The organism is Vibrio sp. M260121 (assembly GCF_036533715.1).
In the GTDB taxonomy this organism is placed as follows: domain Bacteria; phylum Pseudomonadota; class Gammaproteobacteria; order Enterobacterales; family Vibrionaceae; genus Vibrio.
This window is the reverse complement of sequence record NZ_JATABF010000043.1, coordinates 22046-41690: the sequence shown is the minus strand read 5'-3', so window position 1 is coordinate 41690 and position 19645 is coordinate 22046. Positions and strand designations below refer to the sequence as shown.

Here is a 19645-nt window from a genome sequence, read left to right as displayed (position 1 = left end):
TACTTAGGGTGCATTTTTGATTCGTTTAGCTCAGATGCAAAAAGCAGTACCTTTTGCATTGCACCACTAGCTAAATAATTACAACTACAAATTAAATAAGGAAAATAAAATGGCTAAGGGGCAATCTCTACAAGACCCATTCCTAAATGCGCTACGTCGTGAGCGTATCCCGGTATCTATCTACCTTGTGAACGGTATCAAACTGCAAGGTCAGATCGAATCTTTCGATCAATTCGTGATCCTATTGAAGAACACTGTTAACCAAATGGTGTACAAGCACGCAATCTCTACCGTTGTTCCGGCTCGTCCAGTGAGCCACCACAGTGGTGATCGTCCTCAAGGTGATCGTCCACAAGAGAAATCTGAAGATTAATTCTTCATTTAGTATTGCAAAAATAAGGAGTTGATTGCTTGTTTGACCGTTATGAATCCGGTGAGCGAGCCGTACTTGTTCATATCAACTTCACGCAAGAAGGTGAATGGGAAGATCTGGCTGAATTTGAAATGCTGGTTTCTTCCGCTGGGGTAGAGGCGCTGCAAGTTGTGACTGGCAGTCGTCAATCCCCACACCCGAAATACTATGTCGGAGAGGGTAAGGCACAAGAAATTGCTACTGCGGTACAATTAACTGGTGCTGAAATTGTGATTTTTAATCACTCCCTCTCTCCTGCCCAAGAACGTAACCTCGAAGCGCTGTGCAAATGTCGAGTCCTCGACCGCACCGGTCTCATCCTCGATATCTTTGCTCAACGAGCACGAACACACGAAGGTAAGCTGCAAGTAGAGCTAGCCCAACTTCGTCATATTTCTACTCGTTTGATTCGCGGTTGGACGCACCTTGAAAGGCAGAAAGGCGGTATCGGTCTACGTGGTCCAGGTGAAACCCAGTTAGAAACTGACCGTCGTTTATTGCGTGACAGAATCAAAGCTATCTTGCGTCGACTTGAAAAAGTGGCCAAGCAGCGTGAACAAGGACGCCGTGCCCGAAACCGAGCTGAAATACCAACCATTTCTCTCGTGGGCTACACCAACGCGGGTAAGTCGACACTCTTCAACCGTATTACAGAAGCTGGCGTTTACGCGGCAGATCAACTGTTTGCTACTCTTGACCCAACTTTACGTAAGATAGAGTTAGCAGATGTAGGACCTGCAATACTTGCAGATACTGTTGGTTTTATCCGACACCTGCCTCACGATTTGGTTGCTGCCTTCAAAGCAACCTTGCAGGAAACGCAAGAAGCTGACATTTTGTTACATGTTGTTGATGCCAGTGACGAGCGTTTTCGTGAGAATATTCAAGCTGTTCATGAAGTCTTAGAAGAGATCGATGCACATGAAGTGCCGACGCTCGTAGTAATGAACAAGATTGACAATCTAGAAGAGCAGAAACCACGTATAGAACGAGATGAGGAAGGCGTGCCTCGCGCGGTCTGGGTTTCTGCAATGGATGGATTAGGCATTGATCTTCTGTTTGACGCGCTGACCGAGCGTTTAGCGTCGCAAATGGTTGAGCATCAGTTGCGAATTCCTCCACAGTATCAAGGACGATTCCGTAGTACATTCTTCCAAATGAAGTGTATTCAACGTGAGGAATATGACCAGGAAGGTAACTTGTTGATCGATATTCGAATGCAACAGGTAGATTGGTCTAGACTTGAAAAAAGAGAAGGGGCAGTTTTAGTCGACTTTATAGTCACTTAAAGGACTGCTACAGTATAACGTCATATCAAATGATGGAGCTTTCTAATGGCGTGGAATGAGCCTGGAAATAACAACGGCAACAATGGCCGCGATAATGACCCTTGGGGTAATAATAATCGTGGTGGCCAGCGTCCTGGTGGCCGAGATCAAGGTCCGCCAGATTTAGATGAAGTGTTCAGCAAACTGAGTCAAAAGCTGGGTGGCAAGTTTGGTAAAAAAGGCGGCGGTGGTTCTTCTATCGGCGGTGGCGGTGGTGCAATTGGCTTCGGCGTAATTGCGGTTATTGCGATTGCGGTGTGGTTCTTCGCTGGTTTTTACACCATCGGTGAAGCAGAACGTGGTGTTGTGCTGCGTTTAGGTAAATACGACCGTATCGTAGACCCAGGTCTGAACTGGCGTCCTCGTTTTATCGACGAATACGAAGCGGTTAACGTGCAAGCGATTCGTTCGCTACGTGCATCTGGTCTAATGCTGACAAAAGATGAAAACGTAGTAACAGTAGCAATGGACGTTCAATACCGTGTTGCTGACCCATACAAATATCTATACCGCGTAACCAATGCAGACGACAGCTTGCGTCAAGCAACAGATTCGGCGCTACGTGCGGTAATTGGTGACTCACTGATGGATAGCATCCTAACAAGTGGTCGTCAGCAAATCCGTCAAACGACACAAGAAACGCTAAATCAAATCATCGATAGCTATGATATGGGTATCGTGATTGTTGATGTGAACTTCCAGTCTGCGCGTCCGCCAGAGCAAGTTAAAGATGCGTTTGATGATGCAATCGCTGCGCGTGAGGATGAAGAGCGTTTCATCCGTGAAGCAGAAGCTTACAAGAACGAAATCTTGCCGAAAGCAACAGGTCGTGCAGAGCGTTTGAAGAAAGAAGCGCAAGGTTACAACGAGCGTGTAACTAACGAAGCTCTTGGTCAAGTAGCTCAGTTTGAAAAACTGCTGCCTGAATACCAAGCGGCACCCGGTGTAACTCGTGACCGTCTGTACCTAGATGCGATGGAAGAGGTTTACTCAAGCACATCGAAAGTGTTGATTGACTCTGAATCTAGCGGCAACCTTCTTTACCTTCCAATCGATAAACTGGCTGGTCAAGATGGTCAAACAGACACTAAACGTAAATCGAAATCGACTTCAACGTACGATCACATCCAATTGGAATCTGAGCGTTCGCAAGAAGACACTTCGAACACGCAGTCTCGTTCAACTGGTACACGTCAAGGGAGATACTAAGAATGCGTAAGTTAATGATCCCTGTACTGGTCATCGCACTGGCATTGATGCTGATGTCACTGTTTGTGATTCCTGAAGGCGACCGCGGTATTGTGGTTCGATTTGGTCGTGTCTTGAAAGACAACAACGACATTACTCGTATTTACGAGCCGGGTCTGCATTTCAAAATGCCTTTGTTTGACCGCGTGAAAACACTAGATGCGCGTATCCAAACAATGGATGGTCGTGCTGACCGTTTTGTAACGTCTGAGAAAAAAGACGTAATCATCGATACCTACGTGAAGTGGCGTATTGAGGATTTCGGTCGTTACTACCTAGCAACTGGCGGTGGTAACACGCTGACTGCTGAAGCGCTTCTTGAGCGTAAAGTAACAGACGTTCTACGTGCAGAAATCGGTTCTCGTGAAATCAAGCAAATCGTATCTGGTCCACGTAATAACGACGTACTTCCAGAAGACGCAAGCAGTGATGAAGTGAGCACTGAGGCGGCTCGTGAAGCATTAGAAATCGATGGCGAACGTGACCTAATCATGTCTGAAGTGTTGAAAGACACGCGTGACAGCGCAATGAAAGACTTGGGTGTTCGTATCGTCGACTTCCGTATGAAGAAGATCAACCTACCAGATGAGATCAGTGAATCTATCTACCGTCGTATGCGCGCAGAGCGTGAGTCGGTAGCGCGTAAGCACCGTTCTCAAGGTCGTGAGAAAGCAGAAGTTATCCGTGCACAAGCTGAGCTTGAAGTGGCAACAATTCTTGCAGAAGCAGACAAAACAGCTCGTGTAACACGAGGTGAAGCGGATGCAGAAGCAGCGAAGATCTACGCAGATGCGTACAACAAAGATCCTGAGTTCTTCAGCTTCCTACGTTCTCTAAAAGCTTACGAGAAATCGTTCAGCTCTAAGAGTGACATCCTTGTTCTGGATCCGAAGAGTGAATTCTTCCAATACATGAACAATGCGAAAGGCGCAGAAGCGAAATAGCTCCGCGTTCAAGCAAATTGAAAAGGCTCCGTTATGGAGCCTTTTTTGTATCTATTTCTTGCTGCGCCTATTGCTATCGGCCAGAGAGGTCAGAGTTGGAGCTGTAGAGTGATTAACTCATCATGATAGCGATGACAGCGCCAGCTACGACCAAACAACCGCCGATGCGACGCAGATGGTTATCGGGTTGCTCGCTCAGTTGGGCAACCATGTTGCGCCAGCCATTTGGGGCGACCAGAGGGCCAATCCCTTCAACAATCAATACTAGCCCTATCGCTAGCCAAATTGACTCAGACATTGCGATTCCTTGTGGATTTAAGAAAGGTAAATATTATCAGTGATGTAGTGATTTCGAAATGAACAACATCGGTGATGTTTGCATTCTAGTATCAACTCTGTGAACAAAAATGACTGCAAGAAGAGCGATTCGGTGCTAGAATCCATTTTTAACTAGCAATCAGACTTGGAAAGATGGGAAATAACGTAGTCGTTCTAGGCACCCAATGGGGTGACGAAGGTAAAGGTAAAATCGTAGACCTTTTAACTGAAGATGCAAAATACGTGGTACGCTACCAAGGCGGTCACAACGCAGGTCACACACTTGTAATTGACGGTGAAAAAACCGTTCTTCACTTAATTCCATCAGGTATCCTTCGCGATAACGTAAAATGCGTTATCGGTAACGGTGTTGTACTATCGCCTGAAGCTCTAATTAAAGAAATGAAACCTCTTGAAGAGCGCGGCATTCCAGTACGCGAACGTCTTTTCATTTCTGAAGCATGTCCTCTAATTCTTCCTTACCACGTTGCAATGGACCAAGCTCGCGAAATCGCTCGCGGTAAAAAAGCTATCGGTACAACGGGTCGTGGTATCGGTCCAGCATACGAAGATAAAGTTGCTCGTCGCGGTCTACGCGTTGGCGACCTATTCGATATGGCTACTTTTGCAGAGAAACTAAAAGAAGTAATGGAATTCCATAACTTCCAACTAGTTAACTTCTACAAAGCTGAGCCAGTAAGCTACGAAGAAGTACTTGAGCAAGCGAAAGGCTACGCTGAACTACTAACTTCAATGGTTATCGACGTAACTGACGAACTAGACGCAGCACGTAAGCGCGGCGACAAGATCATGTTCGAAGGTGCACAAGGTACTCTACTTGATATCGACCACGGTACTTACCCGTACGTAACTTCTTCTAACACGACTGCTGGTGGTGTTGCTGCAGGTTCTGGTTTCGGTCCTCGTCACATCGGTTACATCCTTGGTATCGCGAAAGCTTACTGTACTCGCGTTGGTGCAGGTCCATTCCCGACTGAGCTATACGACGGTCTAGACAAGCAAGATCCAGTAGGTAAACACCTAGGTGAAGTTGGTCACGAGTTCGGTGCGACAACAGGTCGTTTACGCCGTACTGGTTGGTTCGATGCTGTTGCTATGCGTCGTGCAATCCAAATCAACTCTGTATCTGGTTTCTGTCTAACTAAACTAGACGTACTAGATGGTCTAGAAGAGCTAAAAATCTGTACTGGTTACAAGATGGAAGATGGCTCTACGCTAGAAGTTTCTCCGATGGCTGCTGAAGCATTCGAAAAAGCAACGCCTATCTACGAAACAATGCCAGGTTGGTCTGAGAACACATTCGGTGCGAAATCAATCGAAGAGCTACCACAAGCTGCTCTAGATTACATCAAGCGTATCGAAGAGCTAACTGGCGTGCCAGTAGACATCATCTCTACAGGTCCTGACCGTAACGAAACTATCATTAAGGTTCACCCATTCGAAGCTTAATCGATACTCGTTAGAGATTATAAAAACCGGCTTTTATAGCCGGTTTTTTTGTATCTGTGAGTTGGGTTCACTGCCGAAAAATGCGACTCGCCGTGGCAAATATTTGCCGTTAAGCTTAAGTAGGAGGCAAAAATTGCCTAAAGCTTAACTGACCTTTGCCGATAAGGTTATCAAGCAGAGGAGATCCTTGGCTGATCTTTGGTTTCTTAGATACCTTAAAGAGTACATTTATGAAGTTACGAACAGTGACTGCTTCACTGTTATTGATGCTGAGTGCGACATCGGCTTGGGCAGATGTTGCCGATGTAGGGGCGCCTGTCCCCATCTACACCGAAGCAGAGCTTATAAAGCTTATTGAGCAGAATAAGCATCTAGAACGCGTGCGCGCTGATAACTGCCAGCTAGTGGAAGATATCGTGGCACGTGCTACGCGCATTAACTTGCCGTCTTATGAATTCCTTTATGGCGATATGTTGGCGTGGGGCGTTTGTGTTAATCAAGATGTCGAACTTGGTCTTTACTACATGGAAAACGCAGCACACCAAGGTTTGCCTGCTGCACTAGAGCAGCTAGGTCGCTATTACTCTCGTGGTACATTAGTCCAACAAGATAAAGAACGAGCGATCCCATACCTGCGCGAGGCAGCTGCAATGGGTAACTTGAATGCGCGTATTCATCTTGCTGAGCTATTGCTACGTGATTACGGTAGTCCGTTGGACTACGAAGATGCTTACCGTTGGTTATATAACTCGGTGACTGCCGACCAAAGAAAGCACAAACGTATTGCGATGCTGAGAAACGGTCTTGAGCAACGTATGCCACAAAACATTATTGCGCGGGCCAAACGCCGCGACACCTTCTGGTAGGTGTACTCTTAAAATACCAGTAACTTCATAAAGCTCTGCCAATAGATACAACAAAGCCCACATCATGTGGGCTTTGTTGTTTTTCCCGAAGCGTAATCGCAGGCGATTAAACGACTTTGTGTGGACCGAAGCACTCGTAGTGGAACTGCTCTTGCGCTACGCCAAGCTCAAGCAATTGTTTCGCGACGTGCTGCATAAAACCAACTGGACCACAGAAGTAGACTTGTACGTTATCTTGCTTGAGGGCCGCTTCAATTTCATTTAGGTTGACGAAACCAGTGAAGTGGAAGTCTTCACCAACCTTGTCTTCTGCTGTTGGTTGGTTATACCAAACCAATGAATTCATGTTCTCTTTAGCATTCACGATCTGGTTTACGTGCTGTTTGAATGCGTGTTGTTGACCGTTTTCTGCAGCATGCACCCAGGTTACTGGCGCTTGGTGCTCAGAAAGGCTCTCAAGCATCGATAGAGTCGGAGTTAGACCAACGCCCGCTGACACCAAAACAACCGGTGTGGTCGCGTCCACATCCATAAAGAAGTCACCCGCAGGTGCCGCAAGTTGCACCTTATCGCCGATGTTCAACTCATCGTGAAGGAAGTTCGATACTTTACCGCCTTCTTCACGTTTCACCGAGATACGGTAAGTGTTCTCTTGAACCGCAGAGGATAGGCTGTATTGGCGAATCTCTTGGTTTTCGAACTTATCACTGTTGATGTAGATGCCTAGGTATTGACCCGGTTTGTACTCAGAAACCACTTCACCATCGGTTGGTTTGAAAACAAAGCTACAGATGTTTTCACTCTCAAGCTGTTTACCCACCAGCTCAAATTCACGCAGACCACGCCATCCACCTTGAAGCGCAGCGTTCTCTTGGTAGATTTGCTCTTCGCGTTGAATAAACACGTTAGCCAGCACACCATAAGCTTCTGCCCATGCATCAATCACTTCCTGGCCCGGAGAGAACAGCTCGTCGATCGTCGCCAGTAGGTGTGTGCCAACGATTTGGTACTGATCTTTAGTGATCATAAAACTGGTGTGCTTGTGGGCAATCTTCTCTACTGCACCAAGTAGTGCTGGTAGGTTATCGATGTTAGCTGCGTAAGCACAGATTGCATTAAATAGAGCTTCACGTTGGTCACCATTACGCTGGTTACTCATGTTGAAAATGTCTTTCAACTCAGGGTTATGGGTGAACATGCGATCGTAAAAATGAGCGGTTAACTTCGGGCCTGTTTCAGCAAGAAGTGGGGCGGTCGCTTTCACGATATCAATGGTTTGGTTGCTGAGCATAATGGATTCCTATTTAAAGTTGTATTTGTAATGCATGTTTAAAGTTGTATCTCAAATGTATCTTTTGATCAAGAAAAGAATTACAATTTTGCTATTAGAGAGGATAGCAATATGCAGTTAACCAGCTTTACCGACTACGCGCTCAGAACCTTAATCTACTTGGCATCATTACCAAAAGATGAGCTGACAAATATTACCGAAGTTACTGATTTATTTGGTGTATCACGCAACCATATGGTGAAAGTGATCAACCGTCTTGGACAGCTTGGTTATGTACATACAGTGCGCGGTAAAAACGGTGGCATTCGTTTAATGAAAGCACCGCAAGAAATCACGGTCGGTGGTGTGGTGCGTGATTTAGAGCCATTAGATTTGGTGAATTGTTCTGTGGAATTTTGCCATATCACGCCGGCATGTCGTCTAAAAGAAAAGCTAGCGAAAGCGAAAATGGCGTTTTTGGCTGAATTAGATGGCTGCACGATTGAAGAGCTATTAAGTGATAATTCTGAACTGCTGATCTTACTTACCCGTCCTTAGCCTTCTTAACGTTCTATAAATCTTCTCACTGACACTCTTTTTTAAAGCAATTTCTGTAGCTTATCGAGAGACTCGGATATACTAGCTCTATACCTTCCTTGCTAGATAGGCGTGCCTATGTCAGACAATATTCCAAACGATCCTTTCGCAGATCGTGAATCCAAAAATTACGAAAATCCAATCCCAAGCCGAGAGTTCATTCTTGAGTTTCTAGAAGAAGCAGGCGTACCGATGAATCGCAATGATTTGTTCGAAGCCCTGAAACTTAAAGGTGAAGAGCAGTACGAAGGTTTGCGTCGTCGACTGCGCGCAATGGAGCGTGATGGCCAACTCGTGTTTACGCGCCGTCAGTGCTACGCGTTACCAGAAAAACTCGAGATGGTGAAAGGTTACGTAATTGGCCACAAAGATGGCCATGGTTGGGTTCGTCCAGAAGGCAGTGTCGGCAAGGATAATGACATTGTACTGCCGCATCACCAGATGAAGCACATCATTCACGGTGACTACGTGCTGGTGCAACCAACTGACAACAGCAAGCGTGGTCGTCGTGAAGGTCGTCTTGTGCGTGTTTTAGAAGAGCGTAACACACAGATCGTGGGTCGTTTCTTCCTTGAATACGGCTACTCATACGTTGTGCCTGATGACTCTCGTATCAGCCAAGATATTCTGATCCCAAATGAGCACAAAGCCGGTGCTCGTATGGGCAACGTGGTCGTTATTGAGATCACTGACCGCGGCTCTCGCTCACGTGGCATGATGGGTAAAGTGGTTGAAGTTCTTGGCGAGAACATGGCGCCGGGTATGGAAACGCAAATTGCAATCCGCACCCACCAAATTCCACATGATTGGCCAGCAGCCGTCGATAAACAGATCGAAAATCTGGGCGAAGAAGTTCCGGAAGAAGCAAAAGAAGGTCGTGTCGATCTGCGTGACTTGCCGCTAGTAACCATTGATGGCGAAGACGCTCGTGACTTTGATGATGCGGTTTACTGTGAGAAGAAAAAGAGCGGCGGTTGGCGTCTATGGGTCGCGATTGCTGACGTAAGTTACTACGTACGTACAGACTCTGCGCTGGACAAAGAAGCCATCAACCGTGGTAACTCGGTGTACTTCCCATCTCAAGTAGTGCCAATGCTACCTGAAGTACTATCAAACGGCTTATGTTCACTTAACCCACAAGTTGATCGTCTGTGTATGGTGTGTGAAATGACCATATCAGAGACGGGTAAACTATCGGGCTACAAACACTACGAAGCTGTGATGAATTCGCACGCTCGTCTGACATACAACAAAGTGGGCGCGATTCTAGAAGGGGATGAAGAACTACGTATGCGTTATCACGCTGTCGTTCCTCACCTTGAAGAGCTGCACGCGATGTACAAAGTACTTAAAGAAGCGCGTGATAACCGTGGTGCGATCGAATTCGAAACTGTTGAAGCTAAGTTTATCTTCAACGCGGATCGTAAGATTGAAAGCATCGAGCCTGTCATTCGTAACGACGCACACAAGATCATCGAAGAATGTATGATCCTAGCGAACATCGCTTCAGCGTCTTACGTTGAGAAAGCAAAAGAGCCAGCGTTGTACCGTGTTCACGAATCTCCGGGTGAACTGCGTCTGCAGGGTTTCCGTGACTTCCTCAGTGAGCTAGGTCTGGATCTGAAAGGTGGTCTAGAGCCATCACCAACCGACTATGCCGATTTGGTAAAACAAATTGCAGAGCGTCAGGACAAAGAACTGATTCAAACCATGTTACTGCGCTCAATGAAGCAAGCGGTCTACAACGCAGACAATGCAGGCCACTTTGGTCTAGCGCTGAAACGTTACGCGCACTTCACGTCGCCAATTCGTCGTTACCCAGACCTGCTGTTGCACCGCGCAATCAAGTACCTGATTGCTAAAGAAGAAGGCCGTAACCAGGATCGTTGGACGCCAACCGGCGGTTACCACTACTCGTTTGACGACATGGACTTCTATGGTGAGCAATGTTCGATGACAGAGCGCCGTGCAGACGACGCAACTCGTGAAGTGGCTGATTGGTTGAAGTGTGAATACATGCAAGACCATGTTGGCGACGAGTTGGATGGTGTTATTGCCAACGTGACCAGCTTTGGTTTCTTTGTTCGTCTGACGGAACTACACATCGATGGTTTGGTGCACATTTCGACGTTAGCGAACGACTACTACCAATTTGATCCGATTGGTCAAAGACTTATCGGTGAAAGCTTCGGTAACATCTATCGCCTAGGCGATGCGGTGAAAGTAAAAGTGCTTGCGGTTAACTTAAATGGCAAGCAAATTGACTTTGAATTAATCGAAACAAGCCGTAAGCTACGCGGCAAAGGTAAGACTGCGAAGAAACGCGCAGCGGATGCCAAACGCAAAGCAAAAGAGAAAAAACGTGCGGCAACCCAAGGCGGTACTCGCGCGAAGCCGATGATTGAACCGACCAAGCACCCAGAACCTGCGGAAGCAGGCAGTGCTCGCAAAGGTAGCGCGAAACGCGGTGATGCTGAAGGTACGAAAAAGCCGAAGAAAGCACGCAAGAAAAAGCCACATAGTAAGCCGAGAAAGACTAAGCGTACTAAGAGCGACGCTGAGTAGGCTGAAGCGCCAATCTAGTCCGAAAAGGAGTAGATTGGTGAAGGCAAGACGACCAGAACAACAGGTTAAACAATGAGTAACGAATTTATTTATGGCATTCACGCAGTGAAAGCGGTATTAGAACGCGAACCAGAGCGTTTTATCGAAGCATACGTCCTAAAAGGCCGCCAAGACGATCGTCTAATGCCAATCCTGAATGACCTTCAGGTTTGTGGTGTTTCGATTCAACAAATGACACGTAAAACGCTAGACGACAAAGCGCACGGTGCTAACCACCAAGGCATCATTGCTCGTGTTAAAGCTGCGAAACAGCTTAATGAAAATGACATTGATGGCATCCTAGCGCAGCATGAAACACCGCTACTTTTGGTATTGGATGGCGTGACGGATCCACACAACCTAGGTGCTTGCCTACGTAATGCAGACGCAGCTGGCGTAGCGGCGATCATCGTACCGAAAGATCGTTCTGCACCGATGAACGCAACCGTAAGCAAAGTGGCTTGTGGTGCAGCTGAAGTCGTGCCATTGATCCGAGTGACTAACTTGGCTCGTACTATGCGTACACTGCAAGAGCAAGGTATCTGGTTTGTTGGTACGGCGGGCGAAGCAACGCACGACATCTACCAAGCAAAACTGACGGGGCCTCTTGCTATCGTAATGGGTGCAGAAGGGGACGGGATGCGTCGTCTAACTCGCGAAACCTGTGACGACTTGATCAAGATCCCAATGGCTGGCAGCGTTTCTAGTTTGAACGTATCTGTGGCGTCAGGTATTTGTTTGTTTGAAGCGGTTCGTCAGCGTATTGCTGCAAAGTAATTGATAAACCATTATTTTAATAAATAAGACTAATAAACAAACAGTTACTCTAAAGTCAGACAAAATGATAAAAACAAAGGATGGGGTGCCATCCTTTGTCGTTTTCACCGATTTATAAATAAAAATCTTCAGGGAAGTTATGACTCAACAAGACATTAAATTCATTGCCTTTGACCTAGACGGTACTTTGCTTGATAGCGTTCCGGATCTAGCGGTTGCGGCAGACCAAGCCGTTCAAGCACTTGGCTTTCCATCTGTTTCAGAAGAACAAGTTCGTGACTATGTTGGTAACGGCGCAGACGTGCTGATTGGACGCTCACTAAGCCAAAGCCTGACCATCAACCCAGAGTTGAGTGAAGAGCTTCGTGCAAAAGCGCGTGTGTTGTTTGATGATTACTACGAGCAAAGCGGTCACAAGCTAAGTCACCTTTACCCAACGGTAAAAGAGACACTAGCAGAACTACATAAAGCGGGCTTTGTTATGGCGTTGGTGACTAACAAACCTTCAAAGTTTGTGCCTGACGTTTTGGAAAAGCACGACATCGCAAAATACTTTGTTGATGTTCTTGGCGGTGATGCATTCCCAGAGAAAAAGCCAAACCCAGTCGCACTGAACTGGTTGATGGAAAAACACCAAGTTCAGCCAAGTGAAATGCTGATGGTCGGCGATTCGAAAAACGATATCTTGGCGGCGAAGAATGCAGGTTGTACCTCATTTGGCTTAACTTACGGTTATAACCACGGCGAGCCAATTTCGTCGTCAAACCCAGATTTCGTCGCTGACAGTTTGGCAGAATTATTGGATGTCGTAGCGGTTTCTGCATAACGGCTGCAAAAGAGCTTCCAAAATACTCGTTAATGAGTACACTGAGTAAGCCGTGCGCCTATCGCTGCACGGTTTTTTCATTTAATTAGATTAAGAAGTCAAAGGAATCATTCTAATGAGCAAACCCATTGTATTGAGTGGTGTTCAACCTTCAGGTGAACTAAGTATCGGTAACTACTTGGGTGCTCTACGTCAATGGCAGCAGATGCAAGACGATTATGATTGCCAATACTGTGTGGTAGACCTTCACGCGATTACGGTTCGTCAGGACCCTAAAGCGCTGCATGAAGCGACTCTAGACGCACTGGCGATCTGTCTGGCAGTTGGTGTTGACCCGAAGAAGAGCACGCTATTTGTTCAGTCACACGTACCAGAGCATGCTCAACTTGGTTGGCTTCTTAACTGTTACACCCAAATGGGTGAACTGGGTCGTATGACTCAGTTTAAAGACAAATCTGCACGTTACTCAAACGACAGCTCAAGCCAGTTTGGTGATGTAAATGTTGGTCTGTTTGACTACCCAGTACTGATGGCGGCAGACATCCTGCTGTACGGCGCACACCAAGTGCCAGTAGGTAGCGACCAGAAGCAACATCTAGAGTTAGCGCGTGATATTGCTAACCGCTTTAACAACATCTACTCACCAGAGCAGCCAATCTTCCAAGTGCCAGAGCCTTACATTCCGACGGTAAACGCGCGTGTAATGAGCCTTCAAGACGCAACGAAGAAGATGTCTAAATCAGATGACAACCGTAAGAACGTTATCACGCTATTGGAAGAGCCTAAGTCGATCATTAAGAAGATCAACAAAGCGCAAACTGACACAGAAACGCCACCACGTATCGCTCACGATTGGGAAAGCAAAGCAGGTATCTCTAACCTAATGGGTCTGTACTCTGCGGCAACAGGTATGAGCTTTGAAGAGATTGAAGCAAAATACCAAGGCGTTGAAATGTACGGTCCATTCAAGAAAGACGTTGGTGAAGCGTTGGTGACTATGCTTGAGCCTATTCAAGCTGAATACCACCGTATCCGTGCTGACCGCGCGTACATGAACGAAGTGATGAAGCAAGGCGCTGAGAAAGCATCGGCACGTGCGGCTGAAACGTTGAAGAAAGCGTACGAAGCAGTAGGTTTTGTTGCTCGCCCATAGTTGCTAAAGAACATTCAGAATTGAAAAGCTCCACCATTGGCGGAGCTTTTTTTATGTCTAGAAATCAGAGATCTTAAATAACAGAAAGGTTATTTTTAACCGTACTGAAAAAGGAAAGAAATAATAAGTGCGTCATTCTAAATTAGCATTGCTTAATATTTAAATTGTATTGCTAGAATTGAATTAATTCAGATTAAATACTCATCCATTCACGTAGCATGCTGAGTGATATAAAACCGAGTAATAAGTCTAATTATTGATATTTATATTCTTAGTTACTGTATTTGTTACAAAAACTGTTTAAATGGGCAGCCCTGGCATAATTTTGCGTATTCACGTGTGATATATTTCACGGCTTTTACTGGTGTTTCTTATTTATTTCATAAATAAACCTGATAGTAGGCACAAATGGTGGGCTCTGCTCAGGGCTTAGTTTGCATTTAAATAAATATCAGGTACGACAATGGATACGTTAATCAAACCCTCTTTACTTGCACTGACGATTGCCAGCGCGCTTAGTGCCAATGCTAACGCAGAAATTATCCTTTCCCAATATGTTGAAGGTGGCTCATACAACAAAGCCGTAGAAATCGCGAACACGGGCGATGCAGCGGTAACGCTAACCGGTTACGAGCTAGCGAAATCATCAAACGGTGGCGGTACTTGGGGGAGCACACTCGACCTTAGCCAAGTGACGTTACAAGCTAACCAAGTGTATGTACTGGCTCATGGTGACGCGAGCGATGCCATCAAAGCTGTCGCGGATATCACAGATAAAAGCGTTGCGAACTTTAACGGTGACGACCCGATCGCACTGCTTAAAGATGGCGAAGTGCATGACATCATCGGTGTGATGGGGGACGTAGATTTTGGTAAAGATATCACATTGGTTCGTAACAGTGATGCACTAACCCCTTCTGCTACTTATGATGCATCTCAGTGGACAGCATTTGAGAAAGACAACATTGACGGTCTTGGTGAGCTAAATGCGACTGAGCCACCAGCACCATTCGCTTGTGAAGTCGACGGTCAGCAACCTAACTTCACTACCATCCAAGATATTCAAGGTGAAGGCGATACGTCTCCATTCATTGATGGTTACCCATACATCACTGACGAAGATCATTTCGTAACGGGTGTCGTGACTGCTGTTACCACTGGCCTAACCAAAGGTTTCTACCTACAAGCACTAGAAAGTGACAACAACGATAAGACCTCAGAAGGCTTGTTCATTCATACTGATGCGGCAGACACCGTGCTAAAAGCTGGTGACGTTGTTTGTGTTAAAGGTAAAGTTCAAGAGTACTACAGCAATACTCAGTTAGCTTCTGATGCTAATAGCTATGTGAAAACAGGCACATCGGATATTCCTCGAGTTACCGATCTTGTTATCAAAGAAGGTGAGACACTGCGTGAGGCGCTAGAGCGTCATGAAGGTATGCAAGTTGAACTAACCTCGGCAAGTGACTTGTTTGTAACTCGTAACTTCTCTTACGACTACGACTCTCGCCGTAACAACATGATGTTGTCTCATGAAGCGCCATTGTTTAAGCCGACTCAATTACACGCAGCAGAGAGCGATGCAGCCGTTGAGCTAGCAAAAGACAACGCAGCGAACCGCGTATACCTAGAATCTGATGGCAAAGCACCAAACGGCCAAATTCCTTACTACCCAGATTTTGCTAAAGATGCAGACCAAGATGGCTCTTCTGAGCAGCACATTCGTCTTGGTTCGCGAGTAGAGGGTCTACAAGGCGTGGTGGCATACAGCTACAACGAGTACCGCCTGATTGCGACCAATGAAGTCGATAACACCAACTTCGTCACTTCAGGTGAAGGCTTCGACGTGGCTCGTAAAGATGCGCCAGCGATCGCGGATTCAGATTTGCGTATCGCCAGCTTCAACGTACTGAACTATTTCAACTCTGTGGCTGACAGTGGCCATGAAAACCCAACTGGACAAAACCGTGGTGCGACTAACCTAGACGAGTTCCTGATCCAACAAGCGAAAATCGTTGCGGCGATGAACAAGATGGACGCTGACATCATTGGTCTGATGGAAGTCGAGAACAATGGCTTTGGTGATAGCAGTGCTGTGAAGAACTTGGTGGATGCATTGAATGCTGAAATCGAAGACACAGAAGATCATTACACTTACGTTGAAATCGCGGATCAAGACAAATACCAAGATGAGTACTTTGGTAGTGATGCGATCATGGTGGCGATCCTATACCGTGCAATCGAAGTGACGCCAAAAGAAGCTGCGAAAGTGATTGTGACGCCAGAGCAACACATCGAAGAAAACACCATTACACGTGGTGACGATGCGGAAGGCAACCCAGCTTACGACAAATACCAACGTCATAGCTTGCTACAAACCTTCACGGTGAAAGAGACAGGTAAAGATCTATCTGTTGTTGTTAACCACTTCAAATCGAAAGGTTCTGAATGTATTGAAGAGTGGATTGCAGGCGTAGAAGACTCTGAGCCAGCGGATCTGCAAGGTAACTGTAACAACTTCCGTGTTTCTGCTGCTAACGTTGTGGGTGATGCTCTTAAAGGCATTGAAGGTGACGTGCTAGTGATGGGTGACCTAAACGCCTACGGCATGGAAGATCCTCTGCTTACACTGACTGATTACTCGAAAGAGAAATATGGCCGTGACATCTACACTGCAGCTTACACGACCATTGGTGGTGGTGAGCTTCAAGTCGAGAAGACCAAAATTGAAAAAGGTTACGGTTACCATAACCTGAACACGGTACTTCACGGTGCAGATACCTTCTCATACACCTACTCTGGTGAGCTAGGCAACCTAGACCACGCGTTGGCGAGCAACAGCTTGGCACAAAAAGTGGTGGCGATAGAAGATTGGCACATCAACTCACTAGAAAGTAACTTGTTCGAATACAGCAGCAAGTACACCGGTGATATGCCGAAGTACAAAGATGCGTTCTCGGCGTCTGACCATGATCCGGTGATCATCGCGATTGATTTCCCAGATACAGATATCGATCTACCAAGCTCAGGTGAAAACTTAGCAGTGGAAGTTCGTCTACCACCAAACGCAGTTGTCGGTGATATCGTGACAGTAAGCCTGACGGAAGCAACTCAAGCGGCGTCGTCAACCTCTGATGCTGATGGTTACGAAGCGAGTGCCACTCTGACACAAGCGGACATTGATGCTCGTAGTGTCAGTGTGGAATTCGATAAAGCACCAACAGAAGGTCAGTACGTTCTAGAAGAGAAAGTGACAGACTCTACGGGTAATACGGTTAAGTTCAGCGATTCTCGCGATGTTACGCTAGAGCCGTCGAGCACGAACCCATCAGACGATGATGATGGTGGTTCATTTGGCTTTGGCGCGCTAATTGCGCTGCTAGGTCTAGGCTTATTCCGCCGTCGCCGCTAAGCGAATTTATTTCCTGACAAACAGTTCCTAAATAGCTGTAAAGACCAAAGGCCAGCCTATACTGGCCTTTTTATTCAGCAAAAACTTGCCTTTCTTGCTTGGTATAGCAAAATACCGCCCTTGATTGTCACGAACGTGACGATTCACTACGTAAGCATTGCCAAAACGGATTGGAGCAACCGACCCTTTATGTTGTTGATCATCGATAACTACGACTCTTTTACCTACAACCTTTACCAATACTTCTGCGAACTTGGTGCAGACGTAAAGGTGGTGCGTAACGATGAAATCGACATCCAAGGCATTGAGGCGCTCAACCCAACTCATTTGGTGATCTCTCCAGGGCCATGCACTCCTAACGAAGCAGGTATCTCTCTACAAGCCATTGAGCACTTTGCTGGTAAGTTACCTATCTTGGGCGTTTGCCTTGGTCATCAGGCGATTGCACAGGTGTTTGGAGGGGAAGTGGTACGTGCTCGACAAGTGATGCACGGCAAGACATCACCAATTCGTCACAACGGTCGCAGTGTGTTTAAAAACCTTAATAACCCATTGACGGTAACCCGCTACCACTCTCTGGTGGTGAAAAACGGCACGTTACCTGATGTGTTTGAATTGACCGCTTGGACAGAGCTGACTGACGGAACCATGGATGAAATCATGGGCTACCAGCATAAAACCCTGCCAATTGACGCTGTACAGTTTCATCCTGAGTCGATTAAGACAGAACAAGGTCACGAGCTGCTTGCAAACTTTCTTGCGCGCAAAGCGATCTGATCGCGATCACCTTTCTTAACAAATTCTTCATGTTTTTCGCCTAAGAATGGGAATGCAAAACTATGCGTTCCGTCTATTTGGTGGCGGCTATTCATTTTTCTCCTTTCTTTCTAACCCTTGTCATACATAACTTTTATAAAAAATCGCTTCTCTATTTGCGTTTCTTGGTGCATAAATAATCATGGATAGTGAGTATGGGTGGTTGCGCTCTAAAGCGAAAAGAATAAATCACTATTGAAATGGTTAATTAAATGTAAATACAATGCCGCAATAGCTTAAATGCAAAACATTATTTGCTGGCAAAGAGTGCCGGTTAAATTCGCTTATCTGCTAGGCATGCGGTATCAAGAAGGAATGTGCAATGACAACGGAAAACAAAGTAGAGCGCGGTTTATTCGATGAGGTAATGGTACCTTGCTATAACCCGATGGAAATGATCCCTGTAAAAGGTGAAGGTTCACGCATTTGGGATCAGAACGGAAATGAATACATCGACTTTGCTGGTGGTATTGCGGTGAGCTGTCTTGGTCATTGTCACCCAGTTATGGTGAACGCATTGACTGAGCAAGGTAACAAGCTTTGGCACCTAAGTAATGTTATGACTAACGAGCCTGCACTGCGATTGGCGAAGAAGCTAACAGAAGTCAGCTTTGCTGAGCGCGTGTTCTTCGCTAACTCTGGCGCAGAAGCAAACGAAGCGGCACTAAAGCTAGCACGTCGTTATGCAGCAGACGTTCATGGTACTGAGAAATCTGAAATCATCGCATTCAAACAAGGTTTCCACGGTCGTACTTTCTTCACGGTAACGGTTGGTGGTCAAGCGGCTTACTCAGACGGTTTCGGTCCTAAGCCGGGCGATGTGACACACCTTCCTTACAACGATATCGAAGCACTACAAGCACACATGTCGGATCGCACTTGTGCGGTAATGATGGAGCCTCTACAAGGTGAGGGCGGCATCATTCCACCAACACCTGAGTTCGCTCAAGCAGTTCGCGAACTGTGTGACAAGCACAACGCACTGCTTATCTTCGATGAAGTGCAAACTGGTAACGGTCGTACAGGCCACTTCTATGCATACCAAGGTCTAGGCATTACGCCAGACATTCTGAGCACAGCGAAATCACTGGGTGGCGGTTTCCCAATCGGTGCCATGCTAACGACGGCAAAACTGGCTGAGCACATGAAAGTGGGCACGCACGGTTCAACTTACGGCGGTAACCCACTAGCGTGTGCGGTTGCAGAAGCAGTTGTTGATGAAGTGACAAAACCAGAAGTATTGGCTGGCGTACTAGAGCGTGAAGCCATGTTCCGTGAAGGTCTGGAGAAGATTAACGCGAAATACAACATCTTCTCTGAAGTGCGCGGTAAAGGTCTACTGCTTGGTGCAGCACTGAATGATGAGTGGCAAGGTCGTGCGCGTGACGTACTGGTTGCTGCGGGTAAACAAGGTCTCATGGTATTGGTTGCGGGTGCCAATGTCGTACGTTTCACACCATCACTCGTTATCACACAACAAGAAATCGAAGAAGGTTTGGCGAAGCTAGATAAAGCGATCGCAACGCTGGTTTAAGTGCGATCTCAGCTTATCGTCAACCTAGACACCCCCATCAAGGATCTCTGATGGGGGTATTGTTCCTACA

General features: G+C 46.5%; 16 protein-coding genes. 14 read left to right on the top strand and 2 right to left on the bottom strand.

What is annotated here, in order from left to right:
- The first annotated feature begins 109 nt into the window (after positions 1–109).
- Genes hfq through hflC form a run of 4 tightly spaced genes read left to right on the top strand, consistent with a single transcriptional unit; the run spans position 110 to position 3932 of the window.
- Complete coding sequence (hfq, locus tag QTO06_RS20000) at positions 110–373, top strand: RNA chaperone Hfq (RefSeq protein ID WP_005438329.1); 264 nt, start codon at positions 110–112, stop codon at positions 371–373.
- A 38-nt stretch (positions 374–411) separates the two neighbouring features.
- Positions 412–1701 (top strand): ribosome rescue GTPase HflX, encoded by a 1290-nt coding sequence (gene hflX / locus QTO06_RS19995; RefSeq protein WP_331409488.1) that lies wholly within the window; start codon positions 412–414, stop codon positions 1699–1701.
- A 45-nt stretch (positions 1702–1746) separates the two neighbouring features.
- Complete coding sequence (gene hflK, locus QTO06_RS19990; RefSeq protein WP_005451415.1) at positions 1747–2949, top strand: FtsH protease activity modulator HflK; 1203 nt, start codon at positions 1747–1749, stop codon at positions 2947–2949.
- Positions 2950–2951: 2 nt separating this feature from the next.
- A complete protein-coding gene (gene hflC / locus QTO06_RS19985; protein ID WP_005438334.1) occupies positions 2952–3932 on the top strand; it encodes a protease modulator HflC in 981 nt (326 codons plus the stop codon).
- Positions 3933–4044: 112 nt separating this feature from the next.
- Here the strand turns inward: hflC and QTO06_RS19980 are convergent, their stop codons facing one another.
- A complete protein-coding gene (locus QTO06_RS19980) occupies positions 4045–4230 on the bottom strand; it encodes a DUF2065 domain-containing protein (RefSeq protein WP_005432777.1) in 186 nt (61 codons plus the stop codon).
- A gap of 173 nt (positions 4231–4403) precedes the next feature.
- On the opposite strand from QTO06_RS19980, the gene QTO06_RS19975 reads away from it, so the two are divergent.
- Both QTO06_RS19975 and motX read left to right on the top strand, forming a co-directional pair.
- Positions 4404–5720, top strand: a complete 1317-nt coding sequence (locus QTO06_RS19975) for an adenylosuccinate synthase (RefSeq protein ID WP_005451418.1) — start codon at positions 4404–4406, stop codon at positions 5718–5720.
- A 230-nt stretch (positions 5721–5950) separates the two neighbouring features.
- Complete coding sequence (gene motX / locus QTO06_RS19970) at positions 5951–6586, top strand: flagellar protein MotX (protein ID WP_331409486.1); 636 nt, start codon at positions 5951–5953, stop codon at positions 6584–6586.
- Positions 6587–6692: 106 nt separating this feature from the next.
- Here the strand turns inward: motX and hmpA are convergent, their stop codons facing one another.
- Complete coding sequence (gene hmpA / locus QTO06_RS19965) at positions 6693–7877, bottom strand: NO-inducible flavohemoprotein (protein ID WP_331409485.1); 1185 nt, start codon at positions 7875–7877, stop codon at positions 6693–6695.
- Positions 7878–7988: 111 nt separating this feature from the next.
- On the opposite strand from hmpA, the gene nsrR reads away from it, so the two are divergent.
- The 8 genes from nsrR to QTO06_RS19925 all read left to right on the top strand — a co-directional run bounded on the left by nsrR (position 7989) and on the right by QTO06_RS19925 (position 19575).
- A complete protein-coding gene (gene nsrR, locus QTO06_RS19960; RefSeq protein WP_005451426.1) occupies positions 7989–8414 on the top strand; it encodes a nitric oxide-sensing transcriptional repressor NsrR in 426 nt (141 codons plus the stop codon).
- Between the two features lie 117 nt (positions 8415–8531).
- Complete coding sequence (gene rnr / locus QTO06_RS19955; protein ID WP_331409484.1) at positions 8532–11018, top strand: ribonuclease R; 2487 nt, start codon at positions 8532–8534, stop codon at positions 11016–11018.
- A 72-nt stretch (positions 11019–11090) separates the two neighbouring features.
- On the top strand, positions 11091–11834 hold the full coding sequence (rlmB, locus tag QTO06_RS19950; RefSeq protein WP_331409483.1) for a 23S rRNA (guanosine(2251)-2'-O)-methyltransferase RlmB: 744 nt from the start codon (positions 11091–11093) through the stop codon (positions 11832–11834).
- 139 nt (positions 11835–11973) lie between these two features.
- Entirely contained in the window at positions 11974–12660 is a 687-nt protein-coding gene (locus QTO06_RS19945; RefSeq protein WP_331409482.1) for a phosphoglycolate phosphatase, read from the top strand.
- A 115-nt stretch (positions 12661–12775) separates the two neighbouring features.
- On the top strand, positions 12776–13813 hold the full coding sequence (trpS, locus tag QTO06_RS19940; RefSeq protein ID WP_010443985.1) for a tryptophan--tRNA ligase: 1038 nt from the start codon (positions 12776–12778) through the stop codon (positions 13811–13813).
- A 463-nt stretch (positions 13814–14276) separates the two neighbouring features.
- Positions 14277–17225, top strand: a complete 2949-nt coding sequence (locus tag QTO06_RS19935; RefSeq protein WP_331409481.1) for an ExeM/NucH family extracellular endonuclease — start codon at positions 14277–14279, stop codon at positions 17223–17225.
- Positions 17226–17414: 189 nt separating this feature from the next.
- Positions 17415–18002, top strand: a complete 588-nt coding sequence (locus tag QTO06_RS19930) for an aminodeoxychorismate/anthranilate synthase component II (RefSeq protein ID WP_331409497.1) — start codon at positions 17415–17417, stop codon at positions 18000–18002.
- A gap of 361 nt (positions 18003–18363) precedes the next feature.
- Positions 18364–19575, top strand: coding sequence for an aspartate aminotransferase family protein (locus tag QTO06_RS19925; protein ID WP_331409480.1), 1212 nt, complete (start codon positions 18364–18366; stop codon positions 19573–19575).
- The last annotated feature ends 70 nt before the right edge of the window (positions 19576–19645 follow it).

Excerpts from the sequence above, each read along its gene's own strand:
- motX (WP_331409486.1), top strand. The coding sequence starts at position 5,951 with ATGAAGTTACGAACAGTGACTGCTTCACTGTTATTGATGCTGAGTGCG.
- hmpA (WP_331409485.1), bottom strand. The coding sequence starts at position 7,877 with ATGCTCAGCAACCAAACCATTGATATCGTGAAAGCGACCGCCCCACTT.
- QTO06_RS19935 (WP_331409481.1), top strand. The coding sequence starts at position 14,277 with ATGGATACGTTAATCAAACCCTCTTTACTTGCACTGACGATTGCCAGC.
- hflC (WP_005438334.1), top strand. The coding sequence starts at position 2,952 with ATGCGTAAGTTAATGATCCCTGTACTGGTCATCGCACTGGCATTGATG.
- QTO06_RS19930 (WP_331409497.1), top strand. The coding sequence starts at position 17,415 with ATGTTGTTGATCATCGATAACTACGACTCTTTTACCTACAACCTTTAC.
- rlmB (WP_331409483.1), top strand. The coding sequence starts at position 11,091 with ATGAGTAACGAATTTATTTATGGCATTCACGCAGTGAAAGCGGTATTA.
- rnr (WP_331409484.1), top strand. The coding sequence starts at position 8,532 with ATGTCAGACAATATTCCAAACGATCCTTTCGCAGATCGTGAATCCAAA.
- QTO06_RS19945 (WP_331409482.1), top strand. The coding sequence starts at position 11,974 with ATGACTCAACAAGACATTAAATTCATTGCCTTTGACCTAGACGGTACT.
- QTO06_RS19925 (WP_331409480.1), top strand. The coding sequence starts at position 18,364 with ATGACAACGGAAAACAAAGTAGAGCGCGGTTTATTCGATGAGGTAATG.
- nsrR (WP_005451426.1), top strand. The coding sequence starts at position 7,989 with ATGCAGTTAACCAGCTTTACCGACTACGCGCTCAGAACCTTAATCTAC.
- hfq (WP_005438329.1), top strand. The coding sequence starts at position 110 with ATGGCTAAGGGGCAATCTCTACAAGACCCATTCCTAAATGCGCTACGT.
- QTO06_RS19980 (WP_005432777.1), bottom strand. The coding sequence starts at position 4,230 with ATGTCTGAGTCAATTTGGCTAGCGATAGGGCTAGTATTGATTGTTGAA.
- QTO06_RS19975 (WP_005451418.1), top strand. The coding sequence starts at position 4,404 with ATGGGAAATAACGTAGTCGTTCTAGGCACCCAATGGGGTGACGAAGGT.
- hflK (WP_005451415.1), top strand. The coding sequence starts at position 1,747 with ATGGCGTGGAATGAGCCTGGAAATAACAACGGCAACAATGGCCGCGAT.
- trpS (WP_010443985.1), top strand. The coding sequence starts at position 12,776 with ATGAGCAAACCCATTGTATTGAGTGGTGTTCAACCTTCAGGTGAACTA.